The 18,498-nt window shown below is 66.1% G+C and carries 18 protein-coding genes and 1 pseudogene; 5 read left to right on the top strand and 14 right to left on the bottom strand.

Going from position 1 to position 18,498, the window contains the following annotated elements; translation table 11 throughout:
* Nucleotide 1: 1 nt before the first annotated feature.
* The 11 genes from AC0GNO_RS03735 to AC0GNO_RS03685 form a co-directional block, all read right to left on the bottom strand.
* Nucleotides 2–1,363, bottom strand: coding sequence for an acyclic terpene utilization AtuA family protein (locus AC0GNO_RS03735; RefSeq protein ID WP_472903005.1), 1,362 nt, complete (start codon nucleotides 1,361–1,363; stop codon nucleotides 2–4).
* Nucleotides 1,364–1,371: 8 nt separating this feature from the next.
* Nucleotides 1,372–1,773, bottom strand: coding sequence for a PaaI family thioesterase (locus tag AC0GNO_RS03730; RefSeq protein ID WP_472903421.1), 402 nt, complete (start codon nucleotides 1,771–1,773; stop codon nucleotides 1,372–1,374).
* 48 nt (nucleotides 1,774–1,821) lie between these two features.
* Entirely contained in the window at nucleotides 1,822–2,997 is a 1,176-nt protein-coding gene (locus AC0GNO_RS03725; protein WP_472903004.1) for an acetyl-CoA C-acyltransferase, read from the bottom strand.
* 33 nt (nucleotides 2,998–3,030) lie between these two features.
* Nucleotides 3,031–5,139, bottom strand: coding sequence for a 3-hydroxyacyl-CoA dehydrogenase NAD-binding domain-containing protein (locus tag AC0GNO_RS03720; protein WP_472903003.1), 2,109 nt, complete (start codon nucleotides 5,137–5,139; stop codon nucleotides 3,031–3,033).
* A gap of 113 nt (nucleotides 5,140–5,252) precedes the next feature.
* Nucleotides 5,253–5,948 carry an ABC transporter ATP-binding protein gene (locus AC0GNO_RS03715; RefSeq protein ID WP_472903002.1) on the bottom strand — a complete coding sequence of 232 codons (696 nt, stop codon included), beginning with the start codon at nucleotides 5,946–5,948 and terminating at the stop codon, nucleotides 5,253–5,255.
* Between the two features lie 13 nt (nucleotides 5,949–5,961).
* Nucleotides 5,962–6,756 carry an ABC transporter ATP-binding protein gene (locus tag AC0GNO_RS03710; RefSeq protein ID WP_472888437.1) on the bottom strand — a complete coding sequence of 265 codons (795 nt, stop codon included), beginning with the start codon at nucleotides 6,754–6,756 and terminating at the stop codon, nucleotides 5,962–5,964.
* A 44-nt stretch (nucleotides 6,757–6,800) separates the two neighbouring features.
* Complete coding sequence (locus AC0GNO_RS03705) at nucleotides 6,801–8,093, bottom strand: branched-chain amino acid ABC transporter permease (RefSeq protein WP_472903001.1); 1,293 nt, start codon at nucleotides 8,091–8,093, stop codon at nucleotides 6,801–6,803.
* A gap of 6 nt (nucleotides 8,094–8,099) precedes the next feature.
* A complete protein-coding gene (locus tag AC0GNO_RS03700; RefSeq protein ID WP_472888358.1) occupies nucleotides 8,100–9,122 on the bottom strand; it encodes a branched-chain amino acid ABC transporter permease in 1,023 nt (340 codons plus the stop codon).
* Nucleotides 9,123–9,371: 249 nt separating this feature from the next.
* A complete protein-coding gene (locus AC0GNO_RS03695) occupies nucleotides 9,372–10,601 on the bottom strand; it encodes a branched-chain amino acid ABC transporter substrate-binding protein (RefSeq protein ID WP_472903000.1) in 1,230 nt (409 codons plus the stop codon).
* Between the two features lie 181 nt (nucleotides 10,602–10,782).
* Nucleotides 10,783–12,057, bottom strand: a complete 1,275-nt coding sequence (locus tag AC0GNO_RS03690; protein ID WP_472902999.1) for a branched-chain amino acid ABC transporter substrate-binding protein — start codon at nucleotides 12,055–12,057, stop codon at nucleotides 10,783–10,785.
* Nucleotides 12,057–13,700 carry a 3-(methylthio)propionyl-CoA ligase gene (locus AC0GNO_RS03685; protein WP_472888361.1) on the bottom strand — a complete coding sequence of 548 codons (1,644 nt, stop codon included), beginning with the start codon at nucleotides 13,698–13,700 and terminating at the stop codon, nucleotides 12,057–12,059. Before AC0GNO_RS03685 ends, AC0GNO_RS03690 begins: the two co-directional genes overlap by 1 nt.
* A gap of 151 nt (nucleotides 13,701–13,851) precedes the next feature.
* Between AC0GNO_RS03685 and AC0GNO_RS03680 the strand changes: the two genes are divergently transcribed.
* Genes AC0GNO_RS03680 through AC0GNO_RS03665 form a run of 4 tightly spaced genes read left to right on the top strand, consistent with a single transcriptional unit; the run spans nucleotide 13,852 to nucleotide 16,663 of the window.
* A complete protein-coding gene (locus tag AC0GNO_RS03680) occupies nucleotides 13,852–15,384 on the top strand; it encodes a protein adenylyltransferase SelO (protein ID WP_472902998.1) in 1,533 nt (510 codons plus the stop codon).
* 11 nt (nucleotides 15,385–15,395) lie between these two features.
* Nucleotides 15,396–15,803 (top strand): peptide-methionine (R)-S-oxide reductase MsrB, encoded by a 408-nt coding sequence (gene msrB / locus AC0GNO_RS03675; RefSeq protein ID WP_472902997.1) that lies wholly within the window; start codon nucleotides 15,396–15,398, stop codon nucleotides 15,801–15,803.
* A 51-nt stretch (nucleotides 15,804–15,854) separates the two neighbouring features.
* The gene (locus AC0GNO_RS03670; protein WP_472902996.1) at nucleotides 15,855–16,106 is read left to right on the top strand and encodes a SlyX family protein; all 252 of its coding nucleotides are present in this window, start codon (nucleotides 15,855–15,857) and stop codon (nucleotides 16,104–16,106) included.
* Nucleotides 16,107–16,135: 29 nt separating this feature from the next.
* Nucleotides 16,136–16,663, top strand: a complete 528-nt coding sequence (locus tag AC0GNO_RS03665; RefSeq protein WP_472902995.1) for a hypothetical protein — start codon at nucleotides 16,136–16,138, stop codon at nucleotides 16,661–16,663.
* 6 nt (nucleotides 16,664–16,669) lie between these two features.
* Here AC0GNO_RS03665 and map read toward each other — a convergent pair whose 3' ends face one another.
* Genes map through AC0GNO_RS03650 form a run of 3 tightly spaced genes read right to left on the bottom strand, consistent with a single transcriptional unit; the run spans nucleotide 16,670 to nucleotide 18,257 of the window.
* A complete protein-coding gene (gene map, locus AC0GNO_RS03660; protein WP_472902994.1) occupies nucleotides 16,670–17,521 on the bottom strand; it encodes a type I methionyl aminopeptidase in 852 nt (283 codons plus the stop codon).
* Nucleotides 17,518–17,757: a ParD-like family protein gene (locus AC0GNO_RS03655; RefSeq protein ID WP_472902993.1), complete on the bottom strand. Its 240-nt coding sequence runs from the start codon at nucleotides 17,755–17,757 to the stop codon at nucleotides 17,518–17,520. Before AC0GNO_RS03655 ends, map begins: the two co-directional genes overlap by 4 nt.
* Before the next feature lie 38 nt (nucleotides 17,758–17,795).
* Nucleotides 17,796–18,257: a DUF3800 domain-containing protein gene (locus tag AC0GNO_RS03650; RefSeq protein ID WP_472902992.1), complete on the bottom strand. Its 462-nt coding sequence runs from the start codon at nucleotides 18,255–18,257 to the stop codon at nucleotides 17,796–17,798.
* A gap of 70 nt (nucleotides 18,258–18,327) precedes the next feature.
* Here AC0GNO_RS03650 and AC0GNO_RS03645 point away from each other — a divergent pair.
* A pseudogene (locus AC0GNO_RS03645) lies at nucleotides 18,328–18,498 on the top strand (IS5/IS1182 family transposase); the annotation flags it as partial.

Genomic DNA, 18,498 nt, shown 5'->3' with positions numbered 1-18,498 from the left:
GTCAACCTTCCGCGCTCAGTTCGAGGATGTCGCAGCGGGCATGAACCGCGCTGCGCGGCACCAGGGCCGAAGCTGCGGCGATCACCTCGCGCACGGACTGCGTTACACCGCCGCCAGCCGCCGGTCCGTTGAGGTAGAGCGCTTCCACCTCCTGTCCCACCGCTTCAGCCTGCGCGCGCGTCAAACAGCGCACCGCCAGGCGCACGCGCACCTCATACGGCTCGCGGTCCGCGCCCAGCTGAGGGCCGTGCATCGCGTTCACACCGATCAGCTCGGCGCGGTGTTCCAGACCGGAGAGTCCGTGGGACAGCGCGGTGTCCTGCAGCCGGTGGCGCAGTATGGACAGCGCCAGTTCCCCACGCGCCCGCGCACCCGGCCCGGCGTAGGAAATCTGGCCCTCTCCGATGAAGCCGTCGCGGTAGCCCAGCGTCACCTTCAGCCGTTCGGGGCGGGCGTGGCCGCTGGCGCCCTGCGCCTGCACCCGGTCGGTGTCGAGCTGCGTGAAGCGGACCTTTGAAAAATCGCCCACCACGTCGGCCTGCAGGTACTGCGCCGGGTCTTCCACTTCGTAGAGCAGCTGCGCGGTGCAGCTGAGCCGGTCCACGCGCCCGCCGGTGCCCGGCAGCTTGGTGATGACCGCGCTGCCATCGGCAGACACCTCGGCCAGCGGAAAGCCCACGCGGTGCAGATCGGGCACGTCCACATGGCCGGGGTCGGCCAGGTAACCGCCACTGACCTGGGCCGCGCATTCGAGCAGGTGCCCCACCAGCAGGCCCTGGCCCAGGCGGTGCCAGTCGTCCGCGGCCCAGCCAAAGTGCGCCATCAGCGGCGCCACAAACAGCGAGGGGTCGGCCACACGGCCGGTGATGATCACGTTCGCGTCGGCCTGCAGCGCGGGCAGCAAGGCGTCGGCGCCCAGGTAGGCGTTGGCGGAAATCAAGCGCCCGTCCAGGCTCCGCACGCTCTCGGCTGAATCCATCAGCGGCACGTCGTTCGCCAACATCCAGGACAGCACATCGTCGCCCGTCACCACCGCCACGCGCAGGCGCGGCAGGCCCAGTGTGCGCGCCACGTCCAGCACCGCCTGGCCAGCGGCCACCGGGTTGGCGGCGCCCATGTTGGTGATGATGGTCACGCCGTTGCGCACGCAAGCGGGCAGCACCGCGCGCATGCGCGCCTTGAGCATCGGGTCGTACCCGGCCTGCGGGTCGGCCGCACGGCGCAGTTGGGCCAGCGCGATGGTGCGCTCGGCCAGGCACTCAAACACCAGCGCATCCAGCTCGCCGCGTTCGGCCAGGTCCAGCGCGGGGTCGATACGGTCACCGGCGTAGCCGGCACCAGAACCGATGCGGTAGGGATTCATCGATTCGCTCAGGCCGGTGCCGCCGGCAGCGCGGCGATGGTGCCCTGCGCCACGGCGCAGAGTTTTTCTTCACCGTCTTTCACCACGAACACGTCGCAGCGGCAGACCGCCTGCGACTTGCCGGTGTGCACGGCTTCGGCGCGCGCGATCAGGCGCTCGCCGATGGCCGGGCGCAGGTAGTTGATCTTGAACTCGGCCGTCACCACCGGCACCCGCAGGGCCGTGCCTCCGGCGTAGGTGAGCGCGTTGTCGGCCGCGTAGCTGAGCACGCCACCGTGCACGAAACCGTGCTGCTGCTTGACCACTTCCGTGATCGGGACGTGCAGCTCGCAGCGTCCCGGCGAGAGCGCTGCCAGCTCGGCCCCGATGAGCTGGGAGAAGGGCTGCGAGGCCAGGACCTCGCGACCCATCGCCAGAAATGCCTCGGGGCTGACGGTGACGTCGCTCACCGGAAGTCCTTACAAGACTTCGAAGATGCCGGCCGCGCCCATGCCACCGCCGATGCACATGGTCACGCAGACGCGCTTGGCGCCGCGGCGTTTGCCTTCGATCAGCGCGTGGCCGGTCAGGCGCTGGCCCGACACGCCGTAGGGGTGGCCCACGGCGATGGCGCCGCCGTTCACGTTGAGCTTGTCGTGCGGAATGCCCAGCTTGTCGCGGCAGTAGAGCACCTGCACGGCGAAGGCTTCGTTGAGTTCCCAGAGGTCGATGTCGCTCACCTTCAGGCCCAGGCGCGCGAGCACCTTGGGGATGGCGAACACCGGGCCAATGCCCATTTCGTCGGGCTCGCAACCCGCCACCGCAAAGCCGAGGAAACGGCCCAGCGGCTGCAGCCCCTTCTTCTCGGCGAGGGTCTCGTCCATCACCACGCAGGCACCCGCGCCGTCGCTGAACTGGCTGGCATTGCCGGCCGAGATCAGGCCGCCCGGTAGCGCCGAACGCAGACCGGCGATGCCTTCTTTGGTGGTGCCGGCGCGGATGCCTTCGTCGTTCTCGACCGTGACCTGCCTGGTCATCAGGCCCATGACCTTGTCGGCCACGCCGGCGGTCACGGTGATGGGCGCGATCTCGGCCTTGAACAGGCCGGCTTCCAGCGCGGCCGTGGCCTTCTGCTGGCTGGCGGCGCCGTACTCGTCCATGGCATCGCGGCCAATGCCGTAGCGCTTGGCGACCTGTTCGGCGGTCTGCAGCATGTTCCAGTAGATCTCGGGCTTCTGCTTCTGCAGGGCCAGGTCCACCAGCATGTGCTGGTTCATTTCCTGCTGCACGCAGGAAATGCTCTCCACACCACCGGCCACATACACCGAGCCTTCGCCCGCGATGATGCGTTGGGCGGCCAGGGCGATGGTCTGCAGTCCGGACGAGCAGAAGCGGTTGACGGTCATGCCCGATACCGTGATGGGCAGGCCGGCCTTGAGCGCGATCTGGCGCGCGATGTTGGCGCCCGTCGCGCCCTCGGGGTTGGCGCAGCCCATGATCACGTCTTCGACTTCTGCTGCGTCGATGCCGGCGCGCTGCACGGCGTGCTGCACGGCGTGGCCGCCGAGCGTGGCGCCATGGGTCATGTTGAAGGCGCCCTTCCAGCTCTTGGCCAGGGGCGTGCGGGCGGTGGAGACGATGACGGCGTTGGTCATGATGGAATCCTCAATTCGTGGTTCGTGCGGTCATCAGAAAGTCTTGCCTTCGGCGGCGAGACGGGCCAGCAAGGGAGCAGGCTCCCAGAACTGCGCGTCGTCCAGCGGGTTCTTCGCAAACCGCTTCATGGCCTGGACCACGTTGAACAGCCCGACTTCGTTGGCGTAGTTCAGCGGGCCGCCGCGGTAGACCGGGAAGCCGTAGCCAAAGATGTAGACCACGTCGATGTCGCTGGCCTTGTTGGCGATGCCTTCTTCGAGGATGTGCGCGGCTTCGTTGACCAGCGAGAACACCAGGCGCTGCACGATCTCTTCATCGGAGATCTTGCGCGGCGTGATGCCGGCGGCGGCGCGGTGGTCTTCGATCATCTTCACCACCTCGGCGTTCGGGATGGCGTCGCGCTTGCCGGGCACGTAGTCGTACCAGCCGGCGCCGGTCTTCTGGCCGAAGCGGCCCTTCTCGCACAGCAGGTCGGCGGTCTTGCTGTATTTCATGTCCGGCTTTTCCTGGTAGCGGCGCTTGCGGATCGCCCAGCCGATGTCGTTGCCGGCCAGGTCGCCCATGCGGAACGGGCCCATGGCCATGCCGAACTTCTCCATCGCCTTGTCCACCTGCTCGGGGGTGCAGCCTTCGTCGAGCAGGAAGCCGCCCTGGCGGCCGTACTGTTCGATCATGCGGTTGCCGATGAAGCCATCGCAGACGCCGGACACGACCGCCGTCTTCTTGATCTTCTTGGCCACCGCCATCACCGTGGCCAGCACGTCCTTGGCGGTCGCGTCACCGCGCACCACTTCGAGCAGCTTCATCACGTTGGCCGGGCTGAAGAAGTGCATGCCCACCACGTCCTGTGGACGCTTCGTGAAGTGGGCGATTTTGTTCACGTCCAGCGTGGAGGTGTTGGACGCCAGGATGGCGCCGGGCTTCATCACGCGATCGAGTTCCTTGAACACGGCTTCCTTGACGCCGATCTCTTCGAACACGGCCTCGATCACCAGATCGGCCGAGCCGAGGTCGTCGTAGCTCAGCGTGGTGCTCAACAGGGCCATGCGCTGTTCGTACTTGTCCTGCTTGAGCTTGCCCTTCTTGACCTGGGCTTCGTAGTTCTTGCGGATGACGCCGATGCCGCGGTCCAGCGCCTCCTGCTTCATTTCCAGCATCTTCACCGGGATGCCGGCGTTGAGGAAGTTCATGGCAATGCCGCCGCCCATGGTGCCAGCGCCGATCACGGCGACCGATGCGATCTCGCGCTTGGCCGTGTCTTCCGGCACGTCGGGGATCTTGCTCGCGGCGCGCTCGGCCACGAACAGGTGGCGCAGCGAGCGGCACTCGGGCGTCCACATCAGGTTGATGAAGATCTCGCGCTCGAAGGCCATGCCGTCGGCAAACTTCTTCTGGGTTGCGGCTTCCACCGCGTCCACGCACTTGGCGGGCGCCGGGAAATTCTTCGCCATGCCCTTGACCATATTGCGCGCGAACTGGAAGTAGGCCTCGCCATTGGGGTGCTTACAGGGCAGGTTGCGCACCAGCGGGAAGGCCGAGCCGTCGGCGTGTTTCGCGGCCATCTCGCGGGCGAAGGCCAGTGCCTCTTCGGCCAGCGACTCGGGCGATGCGGACAGCTTGTCGAACAGCTTCTGGCCAGGCACCTGCGCGAGCATCTCGCTCTTCACCGCTTCGCCGCTGACGATCATGTTCAGCGCCACTTCGACGCCCAGCACCCGCGGCAGGCGCTGCGTGCCACCGGCGCCAGGAATCAGGCCCAGCTTCACTTCGGGCAGCGCCACGTTGCAGCCCGGCGCGGCGATGCGGTAGTGCGCGCCCAGCGCGAGTTCCAGGCCGCCGCCCATGGCCACGCTGTGCACGGCCGCGATCACCGGCTTGGTGGTGTTCTCGACCCGGATGATCACGGACAGCAGGTTGGGCTCCTGGATCGCCTTGGGCGAACCGAACTCGCGGATGTCGGCACCGCCCGAAAACGCCTTGCCGGCGCCGGTCAGCACGACGGCCTTGACCGCCGCATCGTTCTCGGCTTTCTCCAGCCCTTCGACGATGGCCTGGCGGGTGGACAAGCCCAGACCGTTCACCGGCGGGTTGTTCAACGTGATGACGGCCACATCGCCGTGGACCTGGTACTCAGCGGTCATGGAATCTCCTCTGTGTGGATCGGAAAAAGACGCACGTCCGAAAAAACGAACGGTCGTGCGATTCTAGGGATTTTGTGCGGTGCGGCAAGCGCCGCTTGTCGCGAGTGGGTCAATCAGACCTCAAGCCACTCTTTACGCGTGTACGGATCGGCGCGCAAGCTCTCCGGCGTGCCATGGAACACGATGCTGCCGTGGCCCATGACCAGCGCGCGGTCGGAGATCGCCATGGCGATGGTGAGCTTCTGCTCGATCAGCAGCACCGACACGCCGCGGGCCTTGAGCTTCTGCAGGTACTCGCCCACCAGCTCCACGATCTTGGGCGCCAGGCCCTCGGTAGGTTCGTCGATGATGATCAGGTCGGGGTCGCCCATGAGCGTGCGGCACAGCGTGAGCATCTGCTGCTCGCCGCCCGACAACACACCCGCTTCGGTGTGCTCCCGCTCCTTCAGCCGCGGGAACATCGCGTACATGTCGTTGAAGCTCCAGCGCACGTCCTTGCCCTTGCCTTTTTGTCCGAGCAGCAGGTTCTGGTGCACGGTGAGCTTGGGGAAGATGTCTCGGTTTTCCGGCACGTAACCCAGCCCCAGGTGCGCGACCTCAAAGGGCTTCTTGCCCTGGATGGACTGCCCCTTCCAGTCGATGGCGCCTTCGCAATCGACCAGGCCCATGATGGCTTTGGCGGTGGTGGAACGGCCCGAACCGTTGCGCCCCAGCAGCGCCACGATCTCGCCCTGCCCGACGTTGAACGAAACGCCGTGCAGCACGTGGCTCTTGCCGTAATAGGCGTGGAGGTTTTCGATTTTCAGCATGCTGCGGTTTTCCTCAATGGCCGGCGGAGGCCGCCTGTTCATCCGCCAGTACGGAGCCCAGATAGGCCTCCTGCACCTTCGGGTTCGCCCGCACCGCCTCGGGCTCGTCAAAGGCGATCACCTCGCCGTACACCACCACCGCGATCTTGTCGGCCAGGCCGAAGACCACGCCCATGTCGTGCTCCACCGTCAGCAGGGTCTTGCCCACCGTGACTTCCCGGATCAGCTCGATGAAACGGCTGGTTTCGCTCTTGCTCATGCCGGCCGTGGGTTCGTCGAGCAGGATCACGTTGGCGCCGCCGGCGATGGTGATGCCGATCTCCAGCGCGCGCTGCTCGGCGTAGGTCAGGTTCATGGCCAGCGTGTCGTGCTTCTTGTCGAGGCGGATCATGCGCATCAGTTCTTCGGCGCGCTCGTTGGCGTCGTCCATGCCGGCGAGGAAGCGGAACAGCGTGTAGCGGTAGCCCAGGCTCCAGAGCACGCCGCAGCGCAGGTTCTCGAACACGCTGAGCTTGGGAAAGATGTTGGTGATCTGGAAGCTGCGCGAAAGGCCCAGGCGGTTGATCTCGAAGGGCTTCTTGCCGTCGATGCGCGTGCCGTTGAGCAGCACCTCGCCGCTGCTGGGTTCAAAGCGGCCCGAGATCAGGTTGAACAGCGTGGACTTGCCGGCGCCGTTGGGGCCGATGATGGCCACGCGCTCGCCGGAACGCACCGCGAGGTCCACCCCGCGGATGATCTCGGTCTTGCCGAAGCGCTTGCGCAGATCGCGCAGCTCCAGTGCGTAGCCACCCGCGTGCACATGGCTCATGGCCTGTTCGAAACGGCCGGTGTCGGCTGTGGGCGTGGCGCTGCTCATTGGGTCTCCCGGCGCTTGATTTCTTTTTCGATGTCGGTCTGGATCGCGGCCCACTGGGCGCTGAACTGGCGGCGTGTGAGCTCGAAGATGCCCAGGCCGGTCAGCGTCACGAAGGCGGCGCCAAACCAGCTGCCGGCAGTCTTGGAATGCAGCTCCATGCCGAGGTATTTCACCGAGTCGCCCATCGCCGCGTCGAGCTGCAGGTGGTAGATCATTTCGACCATCGCACCGCCCCCGAGCAGGACCACCAGCGCGGTCACGCCCAGCGCCAGGTACGCGACCCAGACCTCGCGCAGCTTGCCGAACGACGCCACACGCAGGTTCATCATGATCAGGCTGGCGATGCCGCCCGGCGCGTACATCACCATGAACAGGAACACCAGCCCGAGGTAGAGCAGCCAGGCCTTGGTCAGCTCCGACAGCAACACAAAAGCCAGCACCATCAGGATGCCGCCGATGATGGGGCCAAAGAAGAAGGTCGCGCCGCCCAGGAAGGTGAACAGCAGGTAGCCGCCCGAACGGGCCGCGCCCACCACCTCGGCGGTCACGATTTCGAAGTTCAGCGCACCCAGGCCGCCCGCGACGCCGGCGAAGAAGCCCGCGATCATGAAGGCCAGATACCGCACCTTCTGCGTGTTGTAGCCGATGAACTCGACGCGCTCCGGGTTGTCGCGAACGGCGTTCAGGATGCGACCCAGCGGCGTGCGCGTGAACGCAAACATGAGACCCACGCAGACGAAGGTGTAGACCGCGATGAGGTAATACACCTGGATCGGCGGGCCGAAGCTGATGCCCATGAACGGGTCGCCCACCACGCGGTTGCCCGACACACCCGCCTCGCCACCGAAGAACTCCGAGAACATCAGCGACATCGCGAACACCAGCTCGGCCATGCCCAGCGTGATCATGGCGAACGGTGTGCCGGCCTTCTTGGTGGTCACGTAGCCGAACAACACGGCAAAGAACAGGCCCGCCACGCCGCCCACCAGCGGCACCAGGCTCACCGGAATCGGAATCTGGCCATCCGTTGCCGCGTTGAGCGCGTGCATGGCCATGTAGGAGCCCAGGCCGGTGTAGACCGCGTGCCCGAAGCTCAGCATGCCGCCCTGCCCGAGCAGGATGTTGTAGGACAGGCAGGCGATGATGGCGATGCCCATCTGCGAGAGCATGGTCACCGAGAGGTTGCTGCCGAACACCAGCGGCGCGAACACCAGCACCAGCGCGAACAGCGACCAGACGATCCAGCGACCGACGTTGAGGGGTTTGAATTCGTAATAGGCTTTAGACATGACCGGTCATCCTTCTCGCGTGCCCAGCAAGCCCTTGGGCCGGAAGATCAGGATCAGCACGAGGAACAGGTAGGGCAGGATCGGCGCCACCTGCGACAGCGTGAGTTTGAGCACCGAGTTCTCCCTCATGGCGTCCGAGGCCTGCACACCCAACTGCTCCACCAGGTGGATGAACGAATAGTCCAGCCCCACGGCAAAGGTCTGGATCACGCCGATCAGCAGCGAGGCCAGGAAGGCGCCGGAGAGCGAGCCCATGCCACCCACCACCACCACGACAAAGATCACCGAGCCCACCGTGGCCGCCATGTTGGGTTCGGTCACAAAGGTGCTGCCGCCAATCACGCCGGCCAGGCCGGCCAGGCCGGTGCCGGCGCCGAACACCAGCATCAGCACCCGCGGCACGTTGTGGCCCAGGCTCTCCACCATTTCGGGATGGGTCAGCGCGGCCTGGATGATCAGGCCGATGCGCGTGCGGGTCAGCAGCAGCCAGAGCGCCACCAGCATCAGGATCGCCACCAGCATCATGAAAGCGCGCGTGGCCGGGAACGGTGAGCAGATCACCCCCGCGCCAGCGCAGACCTCGCTGCTGACAGCGCCCCAGAACATCTCCAGCGTGTCGTTGGCGTGGTGCACCAGGGTGAAGGCCGGGCCGCGCAACACTTCGGGTGGTACGAACTCCACCGCCGTGCGGCCCCAGATCAGCTGTACCAGCTCCAGGATGATGTAGGACAGGCCGAAGGTCACCAGCAGCTCGGGCACATGGCCGAACTTGTGCACCTTGCGCAGGGTCAGCCGCTCAAACAGCGCGCCCAGCGCGCCCACCACCAGCGGGGCCACGAACAGCCCCGGCCAGAAGCCCACCAGCTGGGCGATCGAATAGCCGATGTAGGCGCCCAGCATGTAGAAGCTGGCGTGCGCAAAATTCAGCACCCCCATCATGCTGAAGATGAGGGTGAGTCCCGAGCTCAACAGAAACAGCAGCAAGCCGTAGCTGACGCCGTTGAGCATGGAGATGATGAAGAACTCCATGAAGCTTGCCTTTCGAGGGCGGAACGAGAGGGAGGAGTAAACGGGTGGGAGCGGGGGACGAGTATGACCCGTCAGAAGTGCCCACCGCAGCAGCGGCAGGGCAACTCAGCAACCCCGCGAATGAAGCAGTCCAGCCACCTATCCGGAGCGAAATGCCCGAACCCCAGAACGCGGCGGAACCGGCTTTGCCGGGCCGCTCGCGTTGCCCCCTTGAGGGGGTGACGCGAAGCGGCGCGGGGGTGGGCCCGATCAGGGCCGCTTCATATTGCAGCTCGTCGGCGTGCTGGACACGTAAGACGGGAATTCCTTCACCGGGGCCAGCGTCATGCCGGTGTTCTCCGGGCTGTAGGGGTACTTCGTGTCGGCCTTCTGCCAGACCGTCAGGAACAGCGGCTGCTGCAACTGGTGGTCGTTCTTGCGCACCTCCACCTCACCGTTGTAGTTGTTGACCTTGATGCCCTCCATGGCGACGGCCACCTTCACCGGGTCGGTGGACTTGGCCTTGGCCATGGCGGCGCCCAGCACGTTGAACGCCGAGGGAATGGCACCGGTGAACATGTCGTCCTTGTACTTGGTCTTGAACTCGGCCATCCACTGGCCCATCTGGCCACCCATGTTGTAGTGCGAGTAGGCCACCTGGAACACCCGGCCTTCGCCGCCCGTGCCGAGCGCCGTGGGCGTGCCGGTGACACCGGTGTAGTAGGTGTAGAACTTGCCGGTGTAGCCGCCTTCGTTGGCGGCCTTGATCAGCAGCGCGAGGTCGGAGCCCCAGTTGCCGGTGATCACGGTGTCGGCGCCCGACGCCTTGATCTTGGCGATGTAGGGCGCGAAATCGCGCACCTGGGCCAGCGGGTGCAGGTCTTCACCCACGATCTTCACGTCGGGGCGCTTGCGGGCCAGGTTTTCCTTGGCGAACTTGGCGACCTGCTGGCCGTGCGAGTAGTTCTGGTTGAGCAGATAAACATTCTTGACGTCCTTCTGATCCTTCATGAAGGTGGTCATCGCCTCCATCTTCATGGAGGTGTCGGCGTCAAAACGGAAGTGCCAGTAGCTGCACTTGCTGTTGGTGAAATCGGGGTCCACGGCGGCGTAGTTCAGGAAGATCACCTCCTTGCCCGGGTTGCGCTCGTTGTGCTTGTTGACCGCATCGATCAGTGCACCCGCCACCGAAGAACCATTGCCCTGGGCGATGTAGCGCACGCCCTGGTCCAGCGCAGCCTTGAAGGCGTTCAGGCTTTCGGCCGGGCTGAGCTTGTTGTCGAACGCCACCATCTCGAACTTCACACCGGCCGGGTTGGTGGCGCTGAACTTCTCGGCGAAGTACTGCCAGCTGCGCATCTGGTTCATGCCCAGCGGACCCATCAGGCCTGTCTGCGGATCGATCAACGCGATCTTGACCGTCTCGCCCTTCTGGGCATGGGCGCTGAGCAGGGTCAGCGACAGGGCGGCGATGGCAACGGATTTCAAGGCAAACGACATGGCTGGGTCTCCTGAAGGTGGAAAACCTTAGCGTAGCCTGACAGGCCATCAAACCCCTCAGGGATTGCCCCTAGCACCTATCGCGCAGGCGACTGTGCGCTCGCACAAGCCTAGCATCCGCCGGACGGCACAGGCCCGCTGCCGCGGTTCGCACGGACAGGCGATGGGCACCAACCCGGACTCAGGGCCGCTGCATCCGGCAGCTCGTGGGACCGCTGATTTCCGATGCGCTCATGTAGCGCACGGGCGCAAATGTGTAGCCCGTGTCCTCTGCCGCGCGCGGATGCCGCCCGTCCACCTTCTGCCAGCGCGAAACGTAGAGCCCCTGCTGCAACTGGTGGTCATCGGCGCGCATGTGCACCGGCCCGCTGAACCCCGGAAACACCATGCCGCTCAGGCGGCCGGCCACGCGCGCCGCGTCGGTGGTCTGGGCATGGGTCATCGCCTGCAGCAGCATCGACATGCCGTCGAACGCGGCATACACCACCAGGTCTTCGCCATGGCGGCGGCGAAACGCGGTGGCCAGCCCGGCGATGTCGCCCGCCTGGTTGGTGTGGTTGTTGGCCACCTGGTACACCGGCAGGCGGCCGTCGCCCGAAGCCAGGAGTTCGGGCACACCCTTGAGCATCGGGTAGTAGGCGTAGAGCGGCAGCGTGACGCCCTGCTGCTGCATCGCCTTGACCAGCCCCCGCAGGTCGGCGCCCCAGTTGCCCGTGACCACGGCCTGCGCGCCGGACTCGGCCATGCGGCGCACATGGGGCGTAAAATCCTGGCCCACGAAAGCCGTGTGCAGCTCATCGCCCACGATCTGGATATCGGGGCGCTCCTGCGTCAGCGCCTCGCGGAAGTAGCGCGAAAACTGCTGCCCGTGGGCGTAGTTCTGGTTCAGCAGGTACACGCTTTTCAGCTCGGACTGCGAGGCCATGAAAAGCGCCAGTGCCCGCGTCTTCATGGCCGTGTCGGCATCGACGCGAAAGTGCCAGAAGCTGCACAGGTCGTTGGTCAGCGCCGGGTCCATCGCCGCGTAGTTGATGAAGAGCACCGCCTGCTCGGGGTGACGTGCGTTGTGCCGCGTCACCGCATCGGAGATCGCCGCCGCCACCCCGGAACCGTTTCCTTGCACCACGTAGCGAAAGCCCTGGTCGATGGCCGCCTTGAGCGCGTCCAGGCTTTCCTTGGGCGAGCCCTTGTTGTCAAAGCCCGCCACCACGAAACGCACCCCCGCGGGGTTGCCCGGCCCGGCCAGCCGCTCGGCCATGAACTGCCAGCTGCGCAGGCTGTTGCGGCCAATGTCGGCCGCAGGGCCGGAGAGCGGGTCGATGAAGGCGATGCGCACCACCTTCTGCGGCGCGTCGGCGGCCCAGGCCGGGCCGCCCAGGGCCGCACAGGCGAGCGCGCCCAGAGCCGCCAGCCGCAGCCAGCGCCGCACGCCCGACGAACGCTCGCCAGCCAACATCAGAGGCCCGGCAACACGTAGTCCTTGAGCTGCTGGCGCAGCGTCATCTTCTGCATCTTGCCGGTGGCGCCGAGCGGAATCGCGTCGACGAACACCACATCGTCCGGCACCTGCCACTTGGCGATCTTGCCTTCGTAGAACGCCAGCAGTTCTTCGCGCGTCACCTCGGCGCCGGGCTTCTTCATCACCACCACGATCGGGCGCTCGTCCCACTTGGGGTGCTTCATGCCGACGCAGGCTGCCATGGCCACGGCCGGGTGCGCCATGGCGATGTTTTCCACGTCGATGGAGCTGATCCACTCGCCGCCGGACTTGATCACGTCCTTGCTGCGGTCGGTGATCTGCATGAAGCCTTCGGCGTCGATGGTGGCCACGTCCCCGGTGGGGAACCAGCCCTTGCCCGCGTCGTCGTATTGCAGCGGGTCGCCGCCTTCGCCCTTGAAGTAGCTGGCGATGATCCACGGCCCGCGCACCAGCAGGTCGCCATAGGCCTTGCCGTCCCAGGGCAGTTCGTTGCCGGATTCGTCCACGATCTTCATGTCCACGCCAAACACGCTGCGACCCTGCTTGAGACGCACCTTGAGCTGCTCATCGGCGGGAAGCGCCAGCTGTGCGTTCTTCAGCGTGCACACCGTGCCCAGCGGCGACATCTCGGTCATGCCCCAGGCGTGCAGCACCTCCACGCCGTAGGTGTCATTGAAGGCGTTGATCATGGCCGGCGGGCAGGCCGAGCCACCGATCACCGTGCGCTTCAGGGTGCTGAACTTCAGGCCGCCGGCCTGCAGGTGGCCCAGCAGCATCTGCCAAACCGTGGGCACGCCCGCGGCCATCGTGACCTTCTCGGATTCGATCAGTTCGTAGACCGACTTGCCGTCCATCGCCGGGCCGGGGAACACCAGCTTGCAGCCCACCGCCGCGGCCGAATACGGCAGGCCCCAGGCGTTGACGTGGAACATCGGCACCACCGGCAGGATGCTGTCGCGCGCCGAGCAGCCCAGCGCGTCGGGCAGCGCCGCGCCGTACGCGTGCAGCAACGTGGAGCGGTGCGAATACAGCGCGGCCTTGGGGTTGCCCGTGGTACCGCTCGTGTAGCACATGCTCGATGCGCTGTTTTCGTCCAGATCGGGCCAGAGGTATTTTTCCGGCTGCGAGCCCATCCAGGCCTCGTAGCTCACCAGCCCGGGCAGGCCGCTGTCGGCCGGCAGCTTGTCGGCGTCGCACAGCGCGATCCAGTGTTTGACGCCCGGGCACTTGCCTGCCACCGCCTGCACCAGCGGCAGGAAAGTCATGTCGAAGCAGACCGCGCGGTCGTCGGCGTGGTTGACGATCCAGGCCAGCTGTTCGGGGTGCAGGCGCGGGTTCAGCGTGTGCAGCACGCGGCCGGTGCCGCTGACGCCGAAATACAGCTCCAGGTGGCGGTAGCCGTTCCAGGCCAGCGTGGCCACGCGGTCGCCAAAGGCGAGGTGCAGGCTGTCGAGCGCGTTGGCCACCTGGCGCGCACGCCGCGAGACCTGGCCCCAGGTGGTGCGGTGGATGTCGCCTTCGACGCGACGGGAAACGATCTCGGTGCTGCCGTGGTGGCGCTCGGCGTGCGTGATGAGCGACGAAATCAGCAGCGGTTGGCTTTGCATTTGTCCCAGCATGGGAGTTCTCCTTGGTGTCTTGGCAAAAAACGAACGGTCGTGCGTTAATTCACCCAGCATCATGCCTCAACAACGCGCGCTGGCCGTAGCGGGTTGCCCCGGATAGCCCGCCCGGGTGTGGGTGCAAGTCGTCCCGGTGACAATGCGCCGCATGACCCTGCCCGATGCCCTGCCGCCCGCACCCGCCACCGAAACACCGACCGGCTGGACGCACCGCTTCGCCGGCCTCGGCCGCGCGTTCTACACCGAGCTGCGCCCCACGCCCCTGCCCGCCCCTTACTGGGTCGGCCGCAACCCCGCATTGGCGCGCGAGCTCGGGCTGGACGGCGCCTGGATGGCGGGCGATCAAGCCCTGCAGGCCTTCACCGGCAACCAGCCGCTGCCCGGCATGCGCCCGCTCGCCAGTGTCTACAGCGGCCACCAGTTTGGCCAGTGGGCCGGCCAGCTCGGCGACGGGCGGGCGATCCTGCTCGGCGAACTCGCCGGCACCGATGGCCCGCAGGAGATCCAGCTCAAGGGCGCCGGGCGCACGCCGTATTCGCGCGGGGGCGACGGCCGCGCCGTGCTGCGCAGCTCCATCCGCGAATTCCTCTGCAGCGAAGCCATGCACGGCCTGGGCATCCCCACCAGCCGGGCGCTGTGTGTCACCGGGTCCGACCAGCCGGTGCGCCGCGAAGAAATCGAAACCGCGGCCGTCGTCACGCGCGTGGCGCCCAGCTTCATCCGCTTCGGCCACTTCGAACACTTCTCGCACAGCGGGCAACACGATCAGCTGCGCACGCTCGCCGATTTCGTCATCGACCATTTCTACCCGGACTGCCGCGCCCTGCCCGGCAACGTCTACGCCAACCTGCTCGAAGCCGTGAGCGCGCGCACCGCCGAGATGGTCGCGCAGTGGCAGGCCGTGGGCTTCTGCCACGGCGTGATGAACACCGACAACATGAGCATCCTGGGCCTGACCATCGACTACGGTCCGTTCCAGTTCCTAGACGCCTACAACCCGCGCCACATCTGCAACCACAGCGACACCGGCGGGCGCTACCGCTACATGCGCCAGCCCGGCATCGCGCACTGGAACCTGTATTGCCTGGGACAGGCCCTGCTGCCACTGATGGAAGACCCGCAGCAGGCGCTGGACGCGCTCGAACCCTACAAGGCCCTGTTCCCCGCCGCGCTGCAGCGGCGCATGGGCGCCAAGCTCGGCCTGGGCACCGTGATGGCCGGCGACGAAGCGCTCACCGAGCAGCTGATGGCGCTCATGGCGCAGGACGCGGTGGACTTCACCCTCTTCTGGCGCCGCCTCTCGAACGCCGTGGCCGGCTTTGCGGAACCGGGCGCGCGCGCCGCCGCAGCCAGCGCGGCCATCGATCCGGTGCGCGACCTGTTCCTGCAGCGCGAAGCCTTTGACGCCTGGGCCCTGCAGTGGCGCGGGCGGCTGCAGACCCAGCCCGGTTTTGACGCCCGCCTCACCCAGGTGCTGATGCTTTCGACCAACCCGCACGTGGTGCTGCGCAACCACCTCGGCGAGATCGCCATCCAGCGCGCCCGCGAGGGCGACTTCTCGGCCCTGCAGCGCCTGCAGACCGCGCTGGAAACCCCGTTCACCGAGCTGCCCGGCCACGACGACCTGGCCGACTTTCCGCCCGACTGGGCGGCCCAGATTGAAATCAGTTGTTCATCTTGAAGGACCCCGCCATGACGTTCCCCATCCAGAAAACCGATGCCGAGTGGCGCGCCCTGCTGGCTGAAAAAGGCGCCGAACCCGCCGCCTTCGAAGTGACCCGCCGCGCCCACACCGAGCGCCCTTTCACCGGCAAATACGAAGAAGTCTGGGCCGACGGCAGCTACCACTGCGTCTGCTGCGGCAACCACCTGTTCGACGCCGGCACCAAGTTCGACGCCGGCTGCGGCTGGCCCAGCTTCTGGAAAGCCATCCCCGGCGCCATCACCGAGATCACCGACCGCAGCCACGGCATGGCGCGCGTTGAAACCGTGTGCAGCCAGTGCGGCGCGCACCTCGGCCACGTGTTCGAAGACGGCCCGGCGCCGTCGGGCCTGCGCTACTGCATGAACTCCGCTTCGCTCGAACACCAGCCCGACTGAGCCCGCCCCGCGCGGCGAACGGCCGGCAGCGCTCTCGTGTCCAATAGCCCCATGACACAAGCCTCTGCCCCCCACGCCCCGGCCGCCACGCTGACCGCCGACATCGAGCGCCGCCTCACCGAACTGGAGATCAAGGCCAGCTACGCCGACGACCTGCTCGACACGCTGAACGCCGTGGTCGCCCGCCAGCAGGAGCAGATTCACCTGCTGCTGCGCGAGCTCAGCCACCTGCGCCGCCAGGGCGCTGACGAGGGCTCGGCGCCCGCGCGCAACCTGCGCGACGAGCTGCCACCCCACTACTGAACTGAACCATGGACACCCGTGCCTGAACCATGGACATCCTGGCGCACGGTCTGTGGGCGGGAGCCGGCCTGGTGGCGTTGGCGAACGCCGGGCCGGTGAACAAACCCACCCTGGCCTGGGCGGTAACGCTGGCGGTGGTGCCCGACGTGGTGCACACGCTGCCCGTGGCGGCCTGGGCCGTGATCAACGGCACGCCAGGCGAATGGCTCAATTACGCCACCGCCGCCCCAGGCGGCGAACCCGATTTCCCGGCCTGGGTGGCCTTCTGGTCGCACCAGGTGCACTGCGTGTTTCACAGCGCCCTGGTGGCCGCCGCGGTGACGGCCCTGCTCTGGGCCTGGCTGCGCCGGCTCTGGCTGCCCCTGCTGGGCTGGTGGTCGCACATCGTGATCGACGTGTTCACCCACTCGGCCGACTTCTTCCCCTCGCCCGTTTTCTACCCCATCACCTACTGGGGCTTCGATGGCATCGCCTGGAACCAGCCCTGGTTCATGGCGCTGAACTACGCCGCCCTGCTGGGCACTGGCATCTGGCTGTGGCGCAGGCGCCGCGCCTGAACCGGCTCAGGCCACCGCAGTCGCCGCCGCTGCATCCGCCGGGCTCGCGGCGCTGACCACCGGCTCGATCGCCGCGTAATCGCCCAGGCCATCCGGCCAGGGCGTGAGGATCTCGAAGCCCGTCTCCGTCACCGCCACCATGTGTTCCCACTGCGCCGAGAGCGAGCGGTCGCGCGTGACCACCGTCCAGCCGTCCGACAGCTCCTTGGTCTCGCGCTTGCCCGCGTTGATCATGGGCTCCACCGTGAACACCATGCCCGGCGCCAGCTTCAGGCCCGTGTTGCGCTGGCCGTAGTGCAAGACCTGCGGTTCGTCGTGGTAGATCTGCCCGATGCCGTGGCCGCAGTACTCGCGCACCACGCTGAAACCCGCCGCGTGCGCCACCGTCTGGATCGCGTGGCCCACATCGCCCAGCGTCGCGCCCGGGCGCACCTGCTGGATGCCCGCGCGCATCGCCTCGTAAGTCGTGCGCACCAGGCGCTTCGCCAGAATGCCCGGCTCGCCCACGCAATACATGCGGCTCGTGTCGCCAAACCAGCCGTCCTTGATCAGCGCCACGTCGATGTTGACGATGTCGCCGTCTTTCAGCTTCTTGTCCGACGGGATGCCGTGGCAGATCACGTGGTTCACCGAAGCGCAGATCGTCTTCGGGTAGCCGTGGTAGCCGATGTTGGCCGGCACCGCCTTCAGCTCGTTCACGATGAAGTCGTGGCAAAGCCGGTCCAGCTCGTCCGTGGTCACGCCCGGCTTCACGTGTTCGCCGATCATGCGCAACACGTCAGCGGCCAGGTGCCCGGCGCGCCGTGCCATGTCGATCTCGGCCGGCGTCCGCAGGCTCACCTTCTTGCCGCCCGTCATGCCGCCTTCTCCAGGCTGGCCGGCGGCACGCTCCTGAGACTGGGCGTCACAGGCGCCTGCCGCTCCGATTCGATCAGCAGCTGGCAGATCTCGCCATGGCACAGCGTCGGGTTCAGCTCCGACAACATGCCCACGCGCAGCCAGTGTTCGGCCTGCGCGTTCATGGAGCGGCTCAGCGCCCCACTGGTCAGACGCAGGTTTTCGTGCATCTGCTCTGAAATCTTGATGATGCCCATGGCGATCCCTTGTATACGGTTTGTAGCTGATTCGTATATTACCAAGGGAAGGGGCGGCTGGGTCGTGGGTAGGGGGAACGGCCCTTGGGTGGGAGGGCTTTTTGCCTGGGAGCAAGCATGGGGCGTCCCGTAGAAGCCATCAATTTAATCAAATGCGCTGTATTTGGCGAAGCGGCTGCCGTTTGATCTAAGCTGATTAGACCTACCGGGGTGTCACCTTTTAGCGCTTGCACCATGTTCGCGCCGAGCAGAAGCGCGATTTTTTCCTCCGCTTTGAAACGACCTCGGAAGAGTCGGAATATACCGCCAGCAATCAAGTCAGCAACCTGAACACCGGAGGTTGTAGCTGAGTCTACGAGTCGAAAATCTTCCCGAATAATCTGACCAACATTGGACCCTCCCTTGCTTTCTATGCCGTAGTCGTCCTTCAAATAGGTAGGTTCTTCGCCAAGAGGATAGTCGAATCGGGAAAAATGACGATAATCTGCACCCTCAAGCATTAAGGATTGTGTTCAAAACCCCGTGCAGTCCCCGATGGTCTGAAGGTGCGAGGCGAGGAACAATGGCGTCATGAAGAAACAAGCGGAACTGGGACTGAACCTGAGCACGAGGCGCACGCGCAAGGCTGTGTTCCTCGACGAGATGGAGCTGGTGGTGCCGTGGCGCGAACTCATTGCGCTGATTGCAGCGGCCGCGCCGGTTGCCAGCACGGGGCGCCCACCATTTGCACACGAGACCATG

It is taken from the genome of Hydrogenophaga sp. L310 (assembly GCF_055703065.1).
Note: the sequence above shows the minus strand (reverse complement) of the source record. Positions and strands in the feature narration are given on the sequence as shown.

Excerpts from the sequence above, each read along its gene's own strand:
- AC0GNO_RS03655 (WP_472902993.1), bottom strand. The coding sequence starts at position 17,757 with ATGGGCATCATCAAGATTTCAGAGCAGATGCACGAAAACCTGCGTCTG.
- AC0GNO_RS03705 (WP_472903001.1), bottom strand. The coding sequence starts at position 8,093 with ATGTCTAAAGCCTATTACGAATTCAAACCCCTCAACGTCGGTCGCTGG.
- AC0GNO_RS03665 (WP_472902995.1), top strand. The coding sequence starts at position 16,136 with ATGGACATCCTGGCGCACGGTCTGTGGGCGGGAGCCGGCCTGGTGGCG.
- AC0GNO_RS03680 (WP_472902998.1), top strand. The coding sequence starts at position 13,852 with ATGACCCTGCCCGATGCCCTGCCGCCCGCACCCGCCACCGAAACACCG.
- AC0GNO_RS03690 (WP_472902999.1), bottom strand. The coding sequence starts at position 12,057 with ATGTTGGCTGGCGAGCGTTCGTCGGGCGTGCGGCGCTGGCTGCGGCTG.
- AC0GNO_RS03695 (WP_472903000.1), bottom strand. The coding sequence starts at position 10,601 with ATGTCGTTTGCCTTGAAATCCGTTGCCATCGCCGCCCTGTCGCTGACC.
- AC0GNO_RS03725 (WP_472903004.1), bottom strand. The coding sequence starts at position 2,997 with ATGACCAACGCCGTCATCGTCTCCACCGCCCGCACGCCCCTGGCCAAG.
- AC0GNO_RS03720 (WP_472903003.1), bottom strand. The coding sequence starts at position 5,139 with ATGACCGCTGAGTACCAGGTCCACGGCGATGTGGCCGTCATCACGTTG.
- map (WP_472902994.1), bottom strand. The coding sequence starts at position 17,521 with ATGACGGGCGGCAAGAAGGTGAGCCTGCGGACGCCGGCCGAGATCGAC.
- AC0GNO_RS03670 (WP_472902996.1), top strand. The coding sequence starts at position 15,855 with ATGACACAAGCCTCTGCCCCCCACGCCCCGGCCGCCACGCTGACCGCC.
- AC0GNO_RS03650 (WP_472902992.1), bottom strand. The coding sequence starts at position 18,257 with ATGCTTGAGGGTGCAGATTATCGTCATTTTTCCCGATTCGACTATCCT.
- msrB (WP_472902997.1), top strand. The coding sequence starts at position 15,396 with ATGACGTTCCCCATCCAGAAAACCGATGCCGAGTGGCGCGCCCTGCTG.
- AC0GNO_RS03700 (WP_472888358.1), bottom strand. The coding sequence starts at position 9,122 with ATGGAGTTCTTCATCATCTCCATGCTCAACGGCGTCAGCTACGGCTTG.
- AC0GNO_RS03735 (WP_472903005.1), bottom strand. The coding sequence starts at position 1,363 with ATGAATCCCTACCGCATCGGTTCTGGTGCCGGCTACGCCGGTGACCGT.
- AC0GNO_RS03730 (WP_472903421.1), bottom strand. The coding sequence starts at position 1,773 with ATGGGTCGCGAGGTCCTGGCCTCGCAGCCCTTCTCCCAGCTCATCGGG.
- AC0GNO_RS03715 (WP_472903002.1), bottom strand. The coding sequence starts at position 5,948 with ATGCTGAAAATCGAAAACCTCCACGCCTATTACGGCAAGAGCCACGTG.
- AC0GNO_RS03685 (WP_472888361.1), bottom strand. The coding sequence starts at position 13,700 with ATGCTGGGACAAATGCAAAGCCAACCGCTGCTGATTTCGTCGCTCATC.
- AC0GNO_RS03710 (WP_472888437.1), bottom strand. The coding sequence starts at position 6,756 with ATGAGCCATGTGCACGCGGGTGGCTACGCACTGGAGCTGCGCGATCTG.